This is a genomic window from Microbacterium sp. ET2, assembly GCF_030347395.1.
In the GTDB taxonomy this organism is placed as follows: Bacteria; Actinomycetota; Actinomycetes; order Actinomycetales; family Microbacteriaceae; genus Microbacterium; species Microbacterium albipurpureum.
In genome coordinates this window covers 502,208-518,330 of record NZ_CP128170.1, presented here as the reverse complement: position 1 = coordinate 518,330, position 16,123 = coordinate 502,208, and the positions used below count along the sequence as shown (strand labels likewise).

The window sequence follows — 16,123 nt, the reverse complement described above, 5'->3', positions numbered from 1 at the left end:
TGCGGGTGCGTCGTACTGTGGAGTGCGGCACACGAACCGATCCTGCGACCGTGGGTCCGCCTGATTCGTTTCGCCGACGGTGAACGTCTGGGGAAACTCTTCGAAACCCGGCCCGCATGCCGCCCTGCCGTCGTAGCGTGGCGCCATGCAGGCAGGTTTCCACTTCTGGAATTTCTCGATCCCCGGCGCGCCCGACACCATCCCCGATGTGCTCTCTCGCACCGCTCGAACCGCCGAACAGGGCGGGTTCTCGCAGTTCACCGTCATGGACCACTGGTTCCAGATGGAGCGAGTCGCCCCGGCGGAAGAGCCGATGCTCGAGGCCTATACGACCCTGGGGTTCGTCGCGGCTCACACCCATACGATGCGGATCGGTCCGCTCGTCACCGGGGTCACCTACCGCTATCCCGGTCTGCTGGCGAAGATCGTCACGACCCTCGATGTGCTGAGCACGGGTCGCGCGATGCTCGGGATCGGGGCCGCCTGGTACGACCGCGAGCACCACGGGCTGGGAGTGCCCTACCCGCCCATCGCAGAACGTTTCGAGCGGCTCGAGGAGACACTGCAGATCGCCCAGCAGATGTGGAGCGATGACAACGGGCCCTACCGGGGCACCCACTACGAGCTTGCGGAGACCCTGTCGAGCCCGCAGCCCATCCAGCGGCCGCACCCGCCGATCATGATCGGCGGCCAGGGCGAGCGGAAGACCCTGCGGCTGGTGGCGCAGTACGCCCAGATCGTGAACCTCACGACCGATGACCCTGAGCGCGTCGCCCACCTGCTCGACGTCCTGCGCGGTCATTGCGAGCGTCTCGGCACCGACTACGACGCCATCGAGAAGACGGTGGTGAGTGCCTTCTCGGATCCGCACGACCCCGGGTTCTTCACGCAGATGGAGAAGCTTTCTGCGCTCGGCATCACACAGGTGGTTCTCGGGGTGCGCCCGGCCGACCCGGTGGGCCAGGTGGCGCGGTTGGCCGATGAGGTGTTGCCCACCCTCGCGCAGATTTGAGGCGACGACACGCAACCGCCTTGCCGGGAACGGGTGCCACCGTCGCATACCGTTAGGCGCATGGGCGGACAGGTGCTGGGCGGCGGGGTGATCGTGCTCGTGGCGGTGCTGCTGTGGATGGTCTACCTCCTGCCCTCATGGCACAGCCGTCGTCAGTTCGACGCTGCGGAGCGGAACGCCGTCCGTCTGAACCAGGCTCTGCGCGTCCTCGCCGAGACGAGTGAGACGCCGGCCGAGGTCCGCCTTGAGCTGTCCGCCCGTACGGCAACAGCGCAGCAGAAACTCGCGAAGCGCGCGATGGCCGAACGCGAGGAGGCCGCACTCGAGCAGGCCCGCATCGATCTCGAACGGGCACGCGCCGAGAAGGCCGCAGCCAAGGCGGCTCCGGAAGCCCGGCAGGCTCGCGCTCGTCGCCGCGTGCGGCTCGTCGCGACGTCGCTGGGTCTGGGCGGGCTGGGTCTCGCCGGATGGGGCGCGTGGCTGACCGTCGCGACCGGAGCGGTCGGCGCACTCATCGGCGGTCTGAGCCTCGTCGTTGTGTCTCTCGCGGTCCTGGCGCAGATGGCCCGTGTCGCCGCTCGCGTGGCACGCCGGTCCGCGGCATCCGTTGCTCCTGCCGTCCGTCAGGCGCCGGTTGTCCAGGATGTCGCGCTGCCGGCGGCCCGCCAACGGACGGCATGGGCGCCGCGCGAGCTGCCGAAGCCGCTCACCGTGTCGGCCGGCTCGCAGGCCGCTGCTGTGCGCGATGTCGAGGATGCCCGCGAGGAGCTCCGTCAAGCCGCGGTCGCCGAGGCGGCGCGGATGCGCGCAGAAGCTCAGCGGCCCCCGTCGATCGAGGTTGCGCGCGCGGCGCGCGCCGCGCAGGCGGGTCCGGACTTCGCCCGGATGGGCTATGTCGACGATGCCGAGATCGAGGATCACGTCCGTCGGCTGCTCGAGCGTCGCGCCGCCGGCGCCTGACCGCCCAAGCGACCGGCCGCATTCGTCGGCTGCCCGACGAGGGTGATAATGTAACGGAGGTTCTCGGGCCTGTGGCGCAGTTGGTAGCGCGCTTCGTTCGCAATGAAGAGGTCAGGGGTTCGAATCCCCTCAGGTCCACCAATCCGAGAAGAGCTCGCCCGCAGGGCGGGCTCTTCTTTCGTTCGACGGCAGCATCTGCCGCGACCCGTCAAAAACTGCTGCTCGGATTCGAAGGAGGCAGCATTTCTTGACGGGTCGCGGCGGGCCCGCGCGGGGCGCGGGTCAGGCCAGTGCCGGTGCTCGGTGGCCGACGGACAGCCGCTGCGCGGCGAGACCCTCGGCGGCCATGAGCGGGGTGATGCCACGCTCGGCGGCGTCGTCGAACACGCGGCGGAGGGTGTCGCCGATGCCGGCGACCCGGTCCATGATCTCCGCCCTCGTGCCGAGCTTCTTCGCCTCGAGGTCGAGGTAGATCACCCCGCCGGCGTTGACGACGAAGTCGGGAGCGTAGAGGATGCCGCGCGCCGCGAGCCGGTCGGCGCCGGCGTGCTCGGCCAGCGGGTTGTTCGCCGGGCCGCACACCGCTTGAGTGTCGAGGTCGTCGATCACCTCGGAGGTGAGGATGCCGCCGATCCCCGCGGGCACGAAGACGTCGGCCGGCACGAGGTGCTCGAATCCGGGCTCGCTCCAGGATGCCTGCAGCTCGCGGGCGAGGTCGCGCTTGGCGGGGTTCACGTCGGTCACCGTGAGGACGGCTCCCTCCGCGGCGAGGCGCAGGGCGAGGCGACTGCCGACCTGTCCGAGGCCGGAGATCGTGATGCGCCGGCCCGCGACATCCGCACTGCCGGTCACGCGCTCGAGCGTCGCCTGGAGCGATGCGTAGACACCGAGGCTCGTGGGTCCTGCCGGCTCACCCGAGCCGCCGACGGCATCGGGGAGGCCGACGACGTGCTCCGTGCGCTCGCGGACCGTGAGCATGTCCTCCGTGGTGGAGCCGACGTCCTCCGCGGTCCGGTACAGGCCGTTCAGCGACTCGACGGCGTCGCCGAGGTCGAGGAAGGCCGCGCGGCGACGATCGGCGTCGAGCATCGTCCCCTCGGGGAGGGCGATGACTGCTTTGCCGCCGCCCGCATCGAGCCCGGCCGCGGCGTTCTTCAGCGTCATCGCCGCGGAGAGGCGCAGGGCGTCGCCGAGGGCGTCGCTCCAGTGCGGGTACGTCCACAGCCGCGCGCCGCCGAGCGCGGAACCGAGCACGGAGGAATGCAGGGCCACGGCGAGGAACAGACCGCTCCGCCGCCCCGTGATCACCTCCACGCGCTCGTGGGTGAAATCGGGCAGGGGCAGGGTGTGCGACATCGCGTCCTCTTTCGGCGGGCCTTGTGGGCATGCTCTTTCGGATGCGGCCGCTTCGCCGCATCCGACTCCATTGCATCACCGCCGACGCCGCGGTTCAACCACGCCGCGCCGCGACGACGCTCGCCACGAGGTCACCAGGTGAGCAGTTTCTCCGGTTGCATGCGGATGACTGCGGAGAACTCCTCCAGGATGGTGTCCGCCGGCATCCCGAAGTCTTCGATCCCCTCGGCGTATTTCGCCTCCCAGGTGTCGCGCACCGGGGTGATCCACTCGGCGGCCGACTGTTCCAGGATCTCGGCGGAACCGGTCAGAACGACCACATCCGCCCCGAACCGCCCCTGGGTGTTCAGGTGCACGAGCGCCCGGGAACCGTGCTTCACGTGCCGGGCCTTCACCGAGTCGTGACGCGTGAGAACCCACACCGCCTCGTCGTGCCAGAGGAACCACACCGGCACGGCATGGGGGGTGCCATCGGCCGCGACCGTGGTGAACCACGCGATCAGCTCGGAGGTCAGCAGTCGTCGTGCCTTGTCGTGCGCCGGGTCTCCGGGAGTGAGAAGGGCCATCATCGTGCTCCTTGTCTCGTCTGGGTCAGATCGCCGTCACGGTATCGGCGACCTCCGACCCTAGGCTGGCGGTCATGACGTCCTCGCTTCCCGCCCGCAGCCGCCTGGTCCATGACGCCCTCCGCGCCGCCGGAATCGCCGGTGACATCGTCGTGCTCCCCGACGCCGCCTCCACCGCGGTCCTCGCCGCCGAGGCGCTGGGTGTCGAGGTGGGGGCGATCGCGAACAGCCTGGTGTTCTGGAGCGACGGCGAACCGCTCCTGGTGATGACCAGCGGCGCGCACCGTGTCGACACCGCCGCGCTGGCCGCCCGCCTCGGTCGAGAGAGCATCAAGCGTGCGACCCCCGAGCAGGTGCGGGATGCCACGGGCCAGGCGATCGGGGGAGTGGCCCCCACCGGTCACCCGGCCGCGCTCACCACCGTCGTGGATGAGGATCTCGCGCAGTACCCCGAGATCTGGGCCGCCGGCGGAACGCCGCACACCGTCTTCCCGCTCACCTTCGACGAGCTGGTGCGCCTCACCGGCGGAACGGTCAGCAAGGTCGATTGAGCGGGCGCCGCGTCAGCGTCCCTGCAGTGCCGTCAGTGCGACGACGGCCGCAGCTGCCGACCAGGCCTGCGGACGACAGGCCGCAGGGTAGGGCGCGGGGCGAGACGTCTCGGTGACCGGGTCGCCCGAGTGAAGCTCGGGAACCCGGTACGAGAACGCCTCCGCCGCAGCGAGCAGGCCGGCGACGACCTGCTCGGCCTCCGCGCGGAGGCCGGCCCGCAGCATCCCGTGCGCGGCGATGGCGGTGTCATGGGTCCAAACGCTCCCACCGTGGTACGACAGCGGCCAGTACCCGGTGGCTCCGGTCGACATGGTGCGGATGCCGAATCCGCTCGACAGCGAGGGGTCCAGAAGGAGCCGCGCGACATGCGCCTCGTCGTCGGCGTCGAGGATGCCCGTTCCGAGGAGGTGACCGATGTTGCTGGTCAGGGTGTCCACGGGCTGCTTGTGGCGGTCCAGGGCCACCGCCGGGTACCGCCCCTCGGGGGTGTCGACCCAGTACGACGCGGCGAAGCGCTCGCGCAGATCGGCGGCCCAGGTGCGCAGCCGGCCAGCCTCCTCGTCGTCCCCCTCGAGGCCCTCGAGGATCTCGGCCCCGGCCAGAGCGGCCTCGTACGCATAGCCCTGCACCTCGCACAGCGCGATCGGACCCTCCGCCAGGCGGCCGTCGCGCCACTGGATGGAGTCGCCGGAGTCCTTCCACCCCTGATTGGCGAGGCCGTGGCCGGTGCGGTCGAGGTAGTCGATGAAGCCGTCACCGTCGTTGTCGCCGTGGTCGACGAGCCATCTCAGCGCCGCGCGGAGGGCCGGCACGAGGGCGGCGACCTCGGCCTCGGGCATGCCCGCGCGCCGCGCGTCGGCGAGGAGGCACACCCACAGCGCGGTCGCGTCGACCGTGCCGTAGTACAGCGGGGGGAGGGCGATCCCCTCGCCCGGCTGCTCGAGCGTGGTCGCCCTCAGCTCGTGGAGGATCTTCCCCGGCTCCTGCGCCGAATCGGGCTCGTCCCGATCACCCTGGAGCCGGGCGAGGACACGGAGGGTGGATGCCGCCATGCCGACGTCGAGCGGAAGGGCGAGGCGTGCCGCCCACAGCGAATCCCGCCCGAACAGCGTGAAGAACCAGGGAGCGCCCGCCGCGTAGAACGCGTCGCCGGTCTCGTCGGGAAGCGTGAGCCGCAGGGCGTCGAGGTCGCCGAGGGCCACCTCGAGCCACCGGCCGAGACGCGGATCGCCGCCCTGGGCGGCCGCGATCGCGGCGTTCGTGTCGACGCGGGTCGGGCGGGCCGCCCCCCGGACGACCAGGGTGGTGTCGTCCAGCACCATCCGCCACGACACCGTCCCCTCCCCGCGGGCGGGGAGGGCGATCGACCATGCCGCCCGGATGTCGGATCCGCTCGTCTCGACGACGCCGCCGGCCGCCTCGAGAATGAACGACGCCGTCTGCGAGCGGGCCGATGCCGTGGCATCCGTCCCGTGGACGTCGGACACCGCAGCCTCGGGAGCGCCGCCCTTGACGTCGTGGAGGGACGCGAACTCGGCGCCGGCACGCAGCCGGAGAGTCGCCGAGACCGGCTCGTCCCGCGCTGACCGCAGCGTCCAAATCTCGCTGACCTTGCCCGGGGTGACCACCCGCTCGCGCAGCAGCCGCACCTTGGGGTCGGGGGTGTCGTCATCCAGGCCGCGCAGCACCGCGGTGAAGACCACCCGCGACGGGCCGTCGGGGGCGACGGAGATCCATTCGATCTCGGACTCGTCGCAGGTCAGCTCCAGGTCGCGCACGTGGCGGACGTCGCCGTGGTAGATGCCGTCGATCGCCCCCGCACCGGCGTCGCCGGTCTCGCGCGACCACACCTGCGTGGGGGCGCGCAGCGCGATCACCGCGTCGTCGAGCAGAGGCTGGCGTGTGCGGGTCGCGGGCTCGGTGAGGGGGTTCATCCTTTGACGGCTCCTTCGCTGGTGTTCATGATGCGCTTTTGGAAGATGAAGAACAGCACGGCCACCGGGATCGTCATGATCAGCGCCGCGGCGAGCTTGATCGGGTACTGCGTGCCCTGACTGAGCTGACCGGATGCCAGTGACGCGACACCCTTGGTGAGCACGGTCAGCTCCGGGGACTGCGTGGCGACGATGAAGTGGCTGAGCTCGTTCCACGACCCCTGGAACGACAGGATGACGATGGTGATGAGGGCGGGCCGCGCCATCGGCAGCACGACCGACCAGAACACACGGAACGCGCCGGCGCCGTCGATACGGGCCTGCTCTTCGACCGAAACCGGGATCGACTCGAAGAAGTTCTTCATGATGAACACCCCGGCTGCGTCGACGAGGAGCGGCAGGATCATCGCCGCGTAGGTGTCGTAGATGCCGATCTGGTTCAGCACCAGGAACTTCGGGATGAGGAGCACCACCGCCGGCACCGCCATGACAGCCACGACGAGGGCGAAGATGGCACCCCGGCCCCGGAAGTGCAGCCGCGCGAGAGCATAGCCGGCGAGGGAGACGAAGAACACCCGGCCGAGAGTCACCACCACCGTGACGATCGTGGAGTTGACGAACCAGAGCGGGAAGTCGCTTCGACCGAAGAGCGTCTCGTAGGCGGCGAAGGTCACCGTCTGCGGGATGAGCGACAGGGCGTTGCTGGCCGCTTCGGAATCGGTCTTGAACGACGTCGCGACCTGCACGAGGAACGGGAAGATGTAGATGATCGCCAGGATCACCAGCAGCGCGTACAGGAAGATCTGACCGCTGACCCGGCGGGAGAGGCCCCGCCGGGTGCGGGGCGCGGGGGCGGACCGGTCGGGATCGACCTGGGCGACCTTCGCCTGCGGCGGGACCGTTTCGCTCATGACCGGCCACCCTTCACTTCGTAGCGTGCGGCGCGTCGCTTGGAGACCCCGCGTTCACGCAGCACCCAGCGCTGGATGAGCGTGAAGAAGATGATGATGAGGAAGAGCAGGAAGGCGATCGCCGACCCCTCGCCCCACTCCTGACGGGTGAACGCCGCCTCGTAGGACAGATACGCCGGGGTCACCGTGGTCTTGGCCGGCCCGCCTTCGGTGCCGGTGTAGATCTGATCGAAGACCTGCCAGCCTCCGATGACCCCGAGGGTCACGACGGTGAAGATCGTCGGGCGCAGCTGCGGGAGTGTGATCTGCCAGAACCGCTGCCAGCCGTTGGCGCCGTCCATCATCCCGGCCTCTCCGAGCTCGCCGCCGACGTTCTGCAGGGCCGCGATGAAGAGCAGCATGAAGGTGCCGCTGGTGGTGAAGACCGCCATGAGGATGAAGGCCGACAGCGCGACGGAGGGGCCGGCGAGCCATTCCCACAGGCTCACGCCGAGCACGTCTGTCTGGGTGAGGGCTTGCGGACCGCTCGTGATCCCGAGCCCCGTGAGGGCGTTGTGGACGATGCCGCTCGGCTCTTGGAACCAGTTCGGCCCGCTGATCCCGATCCAGGCGAGGACGGCGTTGACCACACCGGTCTGGGAGAAGAGGAACAGCCACAGGATCGTGATCGCCACCGAGGAGGTGACCGAGGGGAAGTAGAAGGCGGTGCGGAAGAAGCCGCGCCCGCGCAGCACCGCACGATTGACCAGCACGGCGAGGAAGAGCGACAGCGCCGTCTGGAGCGGCACGACGAGCAGGACGTACCAGGCGATGTTGCGCAGCGAGATGCCGAAGTCGCGCTCGGCGAGCCCGCCGCCGGTCGTCACCGACGCATAGTTCTCCAGGCCGACGAAATTCACCGTCCCCGACAGGGGCTTCCCCGTCCCGCCCAGTCCGAGAAGCTCACCCAGAGCGCCATCAGCACCGGGATCAGCAGGAACAGCCCGAGGATCAGGATGACGGGGAGGACGAACACCCACCCCGCGGCGGCCTCCCCGCGCCGGATCCCGTTGTTCCGGGACCCGGCGCGGGGGGTGGTGACCGTGGCGGTCATGTCAGCCGACCACGGCCTCGAGGTTGCCCTGGACCGAGTCGAGGATGGTCGCGGGGTCGGACTCGGCGAGCGACTCCAGCTGAGCGTTGAAGTCGGTGATCACCGCGGCGGCGTCGGCCTGCGTCGGCAGGAACTGCGCGTACTCCGCGCCGTCGATGAAGGCGGCGAGGTCGGGGTTGGCCTCGCGCCACGCATCGGCGGTGGTCTCCAGCGACGGCATGATGCCGAACGCCTCGGAGAAGGCCAGCTGCTGCTCGGAGGCGGTCAGGTACTCCACCAGCTCGAGCGCACCCTGCTGGTTGGGGCTGTCGGCGGCCATGCCCCAGCAGTTGGTGAACTGCAGCGTGCCGGGGCCGCCGGGGCCCTCGGGGAGCTGGGCGACGAGGTAGTTCACGTCGGGGTAGTCGTTGCGCATGGCCCCCTCGATCCAGTTGCCCTCGATCACCATCGCGGCGGAGCCGAGGCCGAACGCCTCACCGCCCCAACCCGCGCCGATGTCGGTGGCGTAGGCGAAGTTGCCGCCCTGGAGGTTGGTCTTGACGTACTCGAGCGCCTCGACGTTCTCGTCGCTGTTCGCGGTCGCTGCGCCGTCGGTGACGAGTCCGCCGCCGGCCTGCGCCATGAAGGCGCCCACACGCTGCACTTCGGGACCGAAGGCGAGGCCGGTGACACCGCCCGTCGTGAGGGTCTGGCTGACGGTGGCGAGCTCGTCCCACGTCGTGGGCACGTCGTCCTCGGTCAGTCCTGCGGCCTCCCACAGGTCGGTGTTGATGATCAGCGCGAGGGTCGAGAAGTCCTTCGGGGCGCAGTAGAACTCGTCCTCGTAGGTGAAGTTCTCCACCAGCGGCGCGTAGAAGTCGCCGGCATTGGAGAGCTCATCGCCGTACGCCCGCAGCGAGCCGTTGTCGGCGTAGCCGGCGAGGGCGTCGGGGGAGAGGTAGAACAGGTCGGGCGGCGACCCCGCGGCGAATCCCTGAGCGAGCTGCTGGTTGAGGTCACTGGCGATCTCGACGCTCGCCTCGACGCCCGATTCGGCCGACCACGCGGCGACGGCGTCCTCGACGGCGGTGGCCTCGGCCTCGCCGCTCGAGGCGATGAGGACGGTGATCGGGTCGTCGGAGGAGGTCAGCTCGCCGTCGGCCGCGGCTCCGCCGCCGCCGTCGTCGTCGAAGCTTCCACCGCCGCATCCGGTGAGCACCAGCGCTCCGGCGGTGAGGATCGCTCCTGCGCCGAAGGCGGCGCGCATCTTCCTGCGTGTCATGTCTCCCTCTCCTTTGAATGAAGTCGCGACACCATTCGGGTGATCCGGGGGTGTATGAACGATCAAATATGAACGTTCAAATTCGGTGTCGCTGGAAGACTACGGCTCGGCTCTTTCGTGTGTCAACGACGGACGGCTACGCTCGGGTAACGATTTTGATCGTTCAGATCCCCGTGCGGATCGGACCGAAGGGGGCGGGAGATGGCGAAGGCGGCGACCGTCGAAGATGTCGCGCGCCGCGCGGGGGTGTCGCGGCAGACCGTCTCGAACGTCATCAACAGCCCCGCGGTCGTGCGGGAGGAGACCCGGGTACGTGTGCAGCGCGCGATCGACGAGCTCGCCTACCGCCCGCATGTCGCCGCGCGAAGCCTTCGCACGAGGCGCAGTTCGACGATCGGCGTGCACATCGATCCCTTCACCGGGGGGATCTCCGGCGTCATCCTCGACCGCTTCATCCACGCCCTGACCGAGAACGCCAACGAGCGCGCTCTGCGGGTGCTCATCTACAGCGCGCGCAGCAAGGACGAGGAGATCGCGCGGCTCAGCGACCTGATCGACGGCGGCGAGATCGATGCGGCGGTGATCACCGGTACGGCTTTCGGCGATCCGCGCACGGGGTGGCTGGACGGACGGCGGCTTCCCTACGCCGCCTTCGGGCGGCCCTGGGGTGGCGGCGACGTGTGGGAGTCCGGGCATTCCTGGGTCGACGTCGACGGCGCGGCCGGCACCCGGGCCGCGACGCGGCACGCGCTCGAGTCCTGGGGAGCCCGTGTCGCGTGGCTCGGATGGCCTCCCGACGCGGGCACCGGCGACGACCGGGAGCGCGGATGGCGTGAGGCGATGGGAGCGTCGGGGCTCACGGGTCGGGTCTTCCGCGTGCCCGATAGCGTGGCGGAGGCCCGCAGCGTGATGGCTGAGGCGTTCGCCGATCCGGTCGTGCGTGACGGGATCGACGCCGTGGTGTGCGTCAGCGACGCCCTCGCCGTCGGGGCTCACCTGGCCGCCGTCGACACCGGCGCGACCGGAATCGGACTCATCGGCTTCGACAACACCCCGGTCGCCGAGGCGCTGGGGCTCTCGAGCGTCGAGCAGGCGCCTGAGCTCGTGGCCGGTGCGGTGCTCGACCTCCTCACCGATGACACCGGGCGCCGCATCGCCGGCGGCGAGGGCCCTCCCGAGCGGATGCTCGTCGAGCCGCGTCTCGTGGTCCGCTGACGCTCACCCGCCGATGCGGCGGGCGAGGACACCCGCCGTGTCACGTACGAGCGCGGCGACGTCGGGATGCCGAGGCGTCGACTCCTCGGCCCACGTCGTCGCGACCGCCGCCGCGGGCCACCCGGCGTGATCCCGCACGACGGCGGCGACCGACCGGAATCCCAGCGTCACCTCGCCGTGCTCCTCGGCGACTCCGTCCCCGCGGACGTCGCGGAGGATCCGCCGGAGCTCGCTGAGCCGCCGGGGTCCGCGCCCGGTGCGATCGGCGAACGCCGACGCGTCGGGGAACAGGGCCCGCACCTGAGCCGGGGGGAGGGCGGCGAGCATGGCGCGTCCGGTCGCCGTGAGGTGGGCGGGGAGGCGCACCCCGACGTCGGTCACGAGCGTCGGGCGACCGGGCGCGCGCTCCTCCACGAGGTACAGCACGTCGCGGCCGCTCATGACCGCCAGGTGCGTGCTCTCGCCGAGACGGTCGGCGAGAGCGGCCACCAGCGGGCGTCCGAGACGTGCCAGCGGCTGCTGACGCGCGTAACCGCCGCCGAGCTCGAACGCCGCGATGCCGAGGCCCCAGCGCTGCTCGGCCGTGAGGTGGACGACGAATCCGCGCCGCTCGAGCGTGGTCAGCAGGTGATACACCGTCGAGCGCGGAAGGGCGAGAGCGTCGGCGATCGTCCGGGCCGGCACGGGCCCGCGCTGACGGGCGAGGTGCGAGAGGATCCGCAGCGTCTGGTCGGCAGCCGGAACCTGCGGCCTCGCCTTCGACGTGCGGCTGTCTGAGATCACAGACACAGGATGCCACGGGGCGCTGGCGTCGCACGATGGCGAGGAGTGCAATCGAGTCATGTCCCTGCTGTCCTCCGAGGTGCTCGTCGGCGATCGCCCGCTCACCGGGGCCGATGTCGTCTCCGTCTCCCGTCACGGTGCCGCGGTCCGGGTATCCGACGCGGGACTCGCGCAGGTGCGCGAGACCCGTGCCCTCATCGAGAGCCTCGCCGACGACCCGCGCCCGCACTACGGCATCTCGACGGGTTTCGGCGCGCTTGCGACCACCTTCATCGCCCCCGAGCGACGGCGACAGCTGCAGGCGAGCCTCATCCGCTCGCACGCCGCCGGGACGGGCGCCGAGGTCGAGGACGAAGTCATTCGGGCGCTGCAGCTCCTGCGCCTCCAGACCCTCGCGTCGGGGCGCACGGGTGTGCGCGCCGAGGTCGTCGAGGTCTACGCGGGCATGCTGAACGCCGGGATCACCCCGGTCGTCCGGGAGTACGGCTCGCTCGGGTGCTCGGGCGACCTCGCACCCCTCGCCCACGTCGCGCTCGCGGCCATGGGGGAGGGCGAGGTGCGGGTGCGCGGCGGTGACGTCACGTCGGCGCGGGAGGCGCTCGCCGCGGCATCCCTCACCCCTCTCGTGCTCGAGGAGAAGGAGGGGCTCGCCCTCATCAACGGCACCGACGGGATGCTGGGGATGCTCCTCCTCGCCGCCCACGACCTGGAGATGCTCCTCGATACCGCCGATGTCGCCGCCGCGCTGTCCATCGAGAGCCAGCTCGGTACCGACGCGGTGTTCGCCGCCGATCTGATGCAGCTGCGGCCGCACCCCGGTCAGCGGGATTCGGCCGCGCACCTGCGGGCTCTCCTCGCCGGATCGGGCATCGTCGCCAGTCATCGCGATCCCGAGGTGTGCACGCGGGTGCAGGATGCGTACTCGCTGCGCTGCAGCCCGCAGGTGCACGGCGCCGCCCGTGACACCCTGACCCACGCACGATTGGTCGCCGAGCGGGAACTCGCCGCCGTCATCGACAACCCCGTCGTCACCCTCGACGGCCGCGTGGAGTCCAACGGCAACTTCCACGGGGCGCCGATCGCCTACGTGCTGGACTTCCTCGCGATCGCCGTCGCCGATGTGGCGTCGATCTCGGAGCGGCGCACCGACCGCGCGCTCGACGTCGCACGCAATCAGGGCCTTCCCCCCTTCCTCGCCCACGAGCCCGGCGTCGATTCGGGACTCATGATCGCCCAGTACGCCGCCGCGGGCATCGTGTCGGAGCTCCAGCGCCTCGCCGCCCCGGCATCGGTGGATTCGATCCCGTCCTCGGCGATGCAGGAAGACCATGTGTCGATGGGGTGGGCGGCGGGACGCAAACTCCGACGCGCGGTGGATGGCCTCGCCCGTGTCCTGGCGATCGAGGTCATCACCGGGGCGAGGGCACAGCGGCTGCGCGCCCCGCTCCGGCCGGCACCGGCCACCGGCGCCGTCGCCGACCTCGTGTGCGAGGCCGCCGGCGTCCCCGGTCCCGACCGCTTCCTCTCGCCCGAGATCGAGGCGGTCACCGACCTCGTCTCCCGCGGTGCGATCGCCCGCGCCGCGGCATCCGCCCTTTCCCCGATCACCTCCGAGGAGCACTCATGACCGACGTCCAGGCACCGGCCCGCGCGATCCGCGCGCCCCGTGGCGCGGACCGCACCGCCAAGAGCTGGGGAGCGGAGGCGGCCAAACGCATGCTCATGAACAACCTCGACCCCGAGGTCGCCGAGCGCCCCGACGACCTCGTCGTCTATGGCGGCACCGGGAAAGCCGCCCGCTCGTGGGAGGCGTACGACGCGATCGTCCGCACCCTCGACGACCTCGAGCCCGACGAGACGCTGCTGGTGCAGTCCGGAAAGCCGGTGGGGGTCTTCCGCACGCACGAGTGGGCGCCCCGTGTGCTCATCGCCAACTCCAACCTCGTCGGCGAGTGGGCGACGTGGCCCGAGTTCCGCCGCCTCGAGCACCTGGGCCTGACGATGTACGGCCAGATGACGGCGGGGTCGTGGATCTACATCGGCACGCAGGGGATCCTCCAGGGCACGTACGAGACCTTCGCTGCCGTCGCGCGGTCGATGGGGCGCGACGATCTGGCCGGCACGCTGACCCTGACCGGGGGATGCGGCGGCATGGGCGGCGCGCAGCCGCTCGCGGTCACCCTCAACGGGGGAGCGGTGCTCATCGTCGACGTCGACGAGTCGCGCCTCGCGCGCCGCGTCGAGCACGGCTACCTCGACGAGTACACGACCGACCTCGACGCCGCCGTCGCGCGCGTCGTCGCGGCGCGCGCGGCCGGCGAGGCGCTGTCGGTGGGCGTGGTGGGGAACGCGGCGGAGGTCTTCCCGGAGCTGCTGGGTCGCGGTACCCCGATCGACATCGTCACCGACCAGACCAGCGCGCACGACCCGCTGTCGTACCTGCCCGTCGGTGTGTCCGTCGAACAGTGGCGCCTCGAGGCCGAGCGCGACCCGGGGGAGTTCACTCGCCGGGCACGCGAATCGATGGCCGCGCAGGTCGCGGCGATGGTCGGCTTCCAGGACGCCGGCGCCGAGGTCTTCGACTACGGCAACTCGATCCGCGCCGAGGCGCAACTGGGCGGCTTCGACCGGGCCTTCGCGTTCCCGGGCTTCGTACCGGCGTACATCCGTCCGCAGTTCGCCGAGGGGCGCGGCCCGTTCCGCTGGGTGGCGCTGTCGGGCGACCCCGAAGACATCCGCAAGACGGATGCCGCGGTGAAGGCGCTCTTCCCCGAGAACGCCGCGCTCGTGCGGTGGCTGGAGAAGGCCGGCGACGCGGTGCACTTCGAGGGACTCCCGGCGCGCATCTGCTGGCTCGGCTACCAGGAGCGCCACCTCGCAGGTCTGCGATTCAACGAGATGGTCGCCTCCGGCGAGCTCGCCGGACCCATCGTGATCGGGCGCGACCACCTCGACGCCGGCTCCGTGGCCTCCCCGTACCGCGAGACCGAGGCGATGGCCGACGGTTCCGACGCGATCGCCGACTGGCCGCTGCTGAACGCCCTGCTCAACACGGCCTCGGGGGCGTCCTGGGTCTCGATCCACCACGGCGGTGGCGTGGGCATCGGCCGCAGCATCCATGCCGGACAGGTGACGGTCGCCGACGGGTCGGCGCTCGCCGCCGAGAAGCTCGCGCGCGTGCTCGTCAACGACCCCGGAACGGGCGTCATGCGCCACGTCGACGCCGGCTACGAACGCGCGCGCGAGGTCGCTGCCGAGCGCGGGCTGAAGGTTCCGATGCCGTGACGGTGACGCTCATCACGAACATCGGGGAGCTGACGACGAACGTCGCCCGCGACGGCGACGCGTGTGGCACGCTCCGCGGCGCCGCTGTGCTGATCGACGACGGTCGGATCGCATGGGTCGGGGCCGCAGGGGAGGCGTCGGACGTTTCGTCTCGCTTCGCTCGCTCAACGACCGGGATGAGGACCGTGGATGCCGCGGGGCGGGCGGTGCTTCCCGGGTTCGTCGACTCACACACGCACCTGGTGTTCGGGGGTGACCGCGCCGACGAGTTCGAGGCTCGGATGGCCGGCAGGTCCTATTCCGCCGGGGGCATACGTCGCACCGTCGAGGCCACACGTGCGGCCGGGGACGAGGAGCTTCGGAATCGCCTTGCCGGGTTCATCGGCGAGATGCGCCGCCAGGGAACCACGACGGTGGAGATCAAGACGGGGTACGGGCTGACCGTCGACGACGAGGAGCGGCTTGCTCGCCTCGCGGCCGAGGTGACCGACGAGGTGACGTTCCTCGGAGCTCACGTGATCCCGCCGGAGTACGCCGGTGACCGCGAGGGTTACGTCGATCTCGTGTGCGGGCCGATGCTCGAGCGCTGCGCGCCCGTGGCGAAGTGGGTGGATGTCTTCTGCGAGGACGGCGCCTTCACCGCGGCGGAGGCGCGCCGGGTCCTCGAGGCGGGCCTCGCCCGCAGCCTTCAGCCCCGCGTGCACGGGAATCAGCTCGGGGAGGGCCCGGGTGTCGCCCTGGCGGTCGGTCTCGGCGCCGCATCCGTCGATCACTGCACGTACCTCACCGACGCCGATGTCCGCCTGCTCGCGGGGTCGGCCACCGTCGCCACGCTCCTGCCCGGGGTGGAGTTCTCCACGCGGCAGCCCTACCCCGACGCCCGTCGGCTCGTCGACGCCGGCGTCACCATCGCCCTCGCGAGCGACTGCAACCCCGGGTCGAGTTTCACCAGCTCGATGCCCCTGATGGTCGCCCTCGCGGTGCGCGAGATGGGTCTGACCGTCGCCGAGGCGGTGTGGGCGGCGACAGCGGGAGGGGCTCGGGCGCTCCGACGCAGCGACGTCGGCGCCCTGGCTCCGGGGATGAGGGCCGATGCGGTGCTGCTGGATGCGCCGTCGAGGACGCACCTGGCTTACCGGCCGGGTGTGCCGATCGTCGCGGCGGTCTGGAAGGACGGCGGACGCGTCGCGTAGCT

13 protein-coding genes, 1 tRNA gene and 1 pseudogene are annotated in these 16,123 nt (G+C 70.9%); 8 read left to right on the top strand and 7 right to left on the bottom strand.

The genetic code is table 11. The annotated features are described in order from the left end of the window. Positions 1-145: 145 nt before the first annotated feature. From QSU92_RS02570 to QSU92_RS02560, 3 genes are all read left to right on the top strand, one after another. The gene (locus tag QSU92_RS02570) at positions 146-1,012 is read left to right on the top strand and encodes an LLM class F420-dependent oxidoreductase (protein ID WP_289264629.1); all 867 of its coding nucleotides are present in this window, start codon (positions 146-148) and stop codon (positions 1,010-1,012) included. Between the two features lie 60 nt (positions 1,013-1,072). After that, a complete protein-coding gene (locus QSU92_RS02565; protein WP_289264625.1) occupies positions 1,073-1,972 on the top strand; it encodes a large exoprotein in 900 nt (299 codons plus the stop codon). A 65-nt stretch (positions 1,973-2,037) separates the two neighbouring features. After that, positions 2,038-2,113, top strand: a tRNA-Ala gene (locus QSU92_RS02560). A gap of 141 nt (positions 2,114-2,254) precedes the next feature. Here QSU92_RS02560 and QSU92_RS02555 read toward each other — a convergent pair. Both QSU92_RS02555 and QSU92_RS02550 read right to left on the bottom strand, forming a co-directional pair. Beyond that, positions 2,255-3,328: a Glu/Leu/Phe/Val dehydrogenase family protein gene (locus QSU92_RS02555; RefSeq protein WP_289264624.1), complete on the bottom strand. Its 1,074-nt coding sequence runs from the start codon at positions 3,326-3,328 to the stop codon at positions 2,255-2,257. A 131-nt stretch (positions 3,329-3,459) separates the two neighbouring features. Beyond that, positions 3,460-3,897: a pyridoxamine 5'-phosphate oxidase family protein gene (locus QSU92_RS02550; RefSeq protein WP_289264623.1), complete on the bottom strand. Its 438-nt coding sequence runs from the start codon at positions 3,895-3,897 to the stop codon at positions 3,460-3,462. 71 nt (positions 3,898-3,968) lie between these two features. Between QSU92_RS02550 and QSU92_RS02545 the strand changes: the two genes are divergently transcribed. Next, on the top strand, positions 3,969-4,445 hold the full coding sequence (locus QSU92_RS02545) for a YbaK/EbsC family protein (RefSeq protein ID WP_289264622.1): 477 nt from the start codon (positions 3,969-3,971) through the stop codon (positions 4,443-4,445). A 12-nt stretch (positions 4,446-4,457) separates the two neighbouring features. Here the strand turns inward: QSU92_RS02545 and QSU92_RS02540 are convergent, their stop codons facing one another. From QSU92_RS02540 to QSU92_RS02525, 4 genes and pseudogenes are all read right to left on the bottom strand, one after another. Next, complete coding sequence (locus QSU92_RS02540; protein WP_289264621.1) at positions 4,458-6,380, bottom strand: glycogen debranching N-terminal domain-containing protein; 1,923 nt, start codon at positions 6,378-6,380, stop codon at positions 4,458-4,460. Further along, positions 6,377-7,291 (bottom strand): carbohydrate ABC transporter permease, encoded by a 915-nt coding sequence (locus tag QSU92_RS02535; RefSeq protein WP_289264620.1) that lies wholly within the window; start codon positions 7,289-7,291, stop codon positions 6,377-6,379. Before QSU92_RS02535 ends, QSU92_RS02540 begins: the two co-directional genes overlap by 4 nt. Beyond that, a pseudogene (locus QSU92_RS02530) lies at positions 7,288-8,384 on the bottom strand (carbohydrate ABC transporter permease). Before QSU92_RS02530 ends, QSU92_RS02535 begins: the two are co-directional and overlap by 4 nt. 1 nt (position 8,385) lies before the next feature. After that, entirely contained in the window at positions 8,386-9,645 is a 1,260-nt protein-coding gene (locus QSU92_RS02525; RefSeq protein ID WP_289264619.1) for a sugar ABC transporter substrate-binding protein, read from the bottom strand. 201 nt (positions 9,646-9,846) lie between these two features. On the opposite strand from QSU92_RS02525, the gene QSU92_RS02520 reads away from it, so the two are divergent. Continuing rightward, a complete protein-coding gene (locus QSU92_RS02520; RefSeq protein WP_289264618.1) occupies positions 9,847-10,860 on the top strand; it encodes a LacI family DNA-binding transcriptional regulator in 1,014 nt (337 codons plus the stop codon). Between the two features lie 3 nt (positions 10,861-10,863). On the opposite strand, the gene QSU92_RS02515 is transcribed toward QSU92_RS02520, so the two are convergent. Continuing rightward, positions 10,864-11,649: an IclR family transcriptional regulator gene (locus QSU92_RS02515; RefSeq protein ID WP_422880410.1), complete on the bottom strand. Its 786-nt coding sequence runs from the start codon at positions 11,647-11,649 to the stop codon at positions 10,864-10,866. A gap of 52 nt (positions 11,650-11,701) precedes the next feature. Between QSU92_RS02515 and hutH the strand changes: the two genes are divergently transcribed. The 3 genes from hutH to hutI are packed head-to-tail and all read left to right on the top strand — an operon-like array spanning position 11,702 to position 16,121. Then, positions 11,702-13,270 carry a histidine ammonia-lyase gene (gene hutH, locus QSU92_RS02510; protein ID WP_289264616.1) on the top strand — a complete coding sequence of 523 codons (1,569 nt, stop codon included), beginning with the start codon at positions 11,702-11,704 and terminating at the stop codon, positions 13,268-13,270. Then, positions 13,267-14,928: a urocanate hydratase gene (hutU, locus tag QSU92_RS02505; RefSeq protein ID WP_289264615.1), complete on the top strand. Its 1,662-nt coding sequence runs from the start codon at positions 13,267-13,269 to the stop codon at positions 14,926-14,928. Before hutH ends, hutU begins: the two co-directional genes overlap by 4 nt. Further along, positions 14,925-16,121: an imidazolonepropionase gene (gene hutI / locus QSU92_RS02500; RefSeq protein ID WP_289264614.1), complete on the top strand. Its 1,197-nt coding sequence runs from the start codon at positions 14,925-14,927 to the stop codon at positions 16,119-16,121. Before hutU ends, hutI begins: the two co-directional genes overlap by 4 nt. Positions 16,122-16,123: the final 2 nt, after the last annotated feature.

Coding starts and splice junctions, on each gene's coding strand:
- QSU92_RS02570 (WP_289264629.1), top strand. CDS start 146: ATGCAGGCAGGTTTCCACTTCTGGAATTTCTCGATCCCCGGCGCGCCC.
- QSU92_RS02565 (WP_289264625.1), top strand. CDS start 1,073: ATGGGCGGACAGGTGCTGGGCGGCGGGGTGATCGTGCTCGTGGCGGTG.
- QSU92_RS02555 (WP_289264624.1), bottom strand. CDS start 3,328: ATGTCGCACACCCTGCCCCTGCCCGATTTCACCCACGAGCGCGTGGAG.
- QSU92_RS02550 (WP_289264623.1), bottom strand. CDS start 3,897: ATGATGGCCCTTCTCACTCCCGGAGACCCGGCGCACGACAAGGCACGA.
- QSU92_RS02545 (WP_289264622.1), top strand. CDS start 3,969: ATGACGTCCTCGCTTCCCGCCCGCAGCCGCCTGGTCCATGACGCCCTC.
- QSU92_RS02540 (WP_289264621.1), bottom strand. CDS start 6,380: ATGAACCCCCTCACCGAGCCCGCGACCCGCACACGCCAGCCTCTGCTC.
- QSU92_RS02535 (WP_289264620.1), bottom strand. CDS start 7,291: ATGAGCGAAACGGTCCCGCCGCAGGCGAAGGTCGCCCAGGTCGATCCC.
- QSU92_RS02525 (WP_289264619.1), bottom strand. CDS start 9,645: ATGACACGCAGGAAGATGCGCGCCGCCTTCGGCGCAGGAGCGATCCTC.
- QSU92_RS02520 (WP_289264618.1), top strand. CDS start 9,847: ATGGCGAAGGCGGCGACCGTCGAAGATGTCGCGCGCCGCGCGGGGGTG.
- hutH (WP_289264616.1), top strand. CDS start 11,702: ATGTCCCTGCTGTCCTCCGAGGTGCTCGTCGGCGATCGCCCGCTCACC.
- hutU (WP_289264615.1), top strand. CDS start 13,267: ATGACCGACGTCCAGGCACCGGCCCGCGCGATCCGCGCGCCCCGTGGC.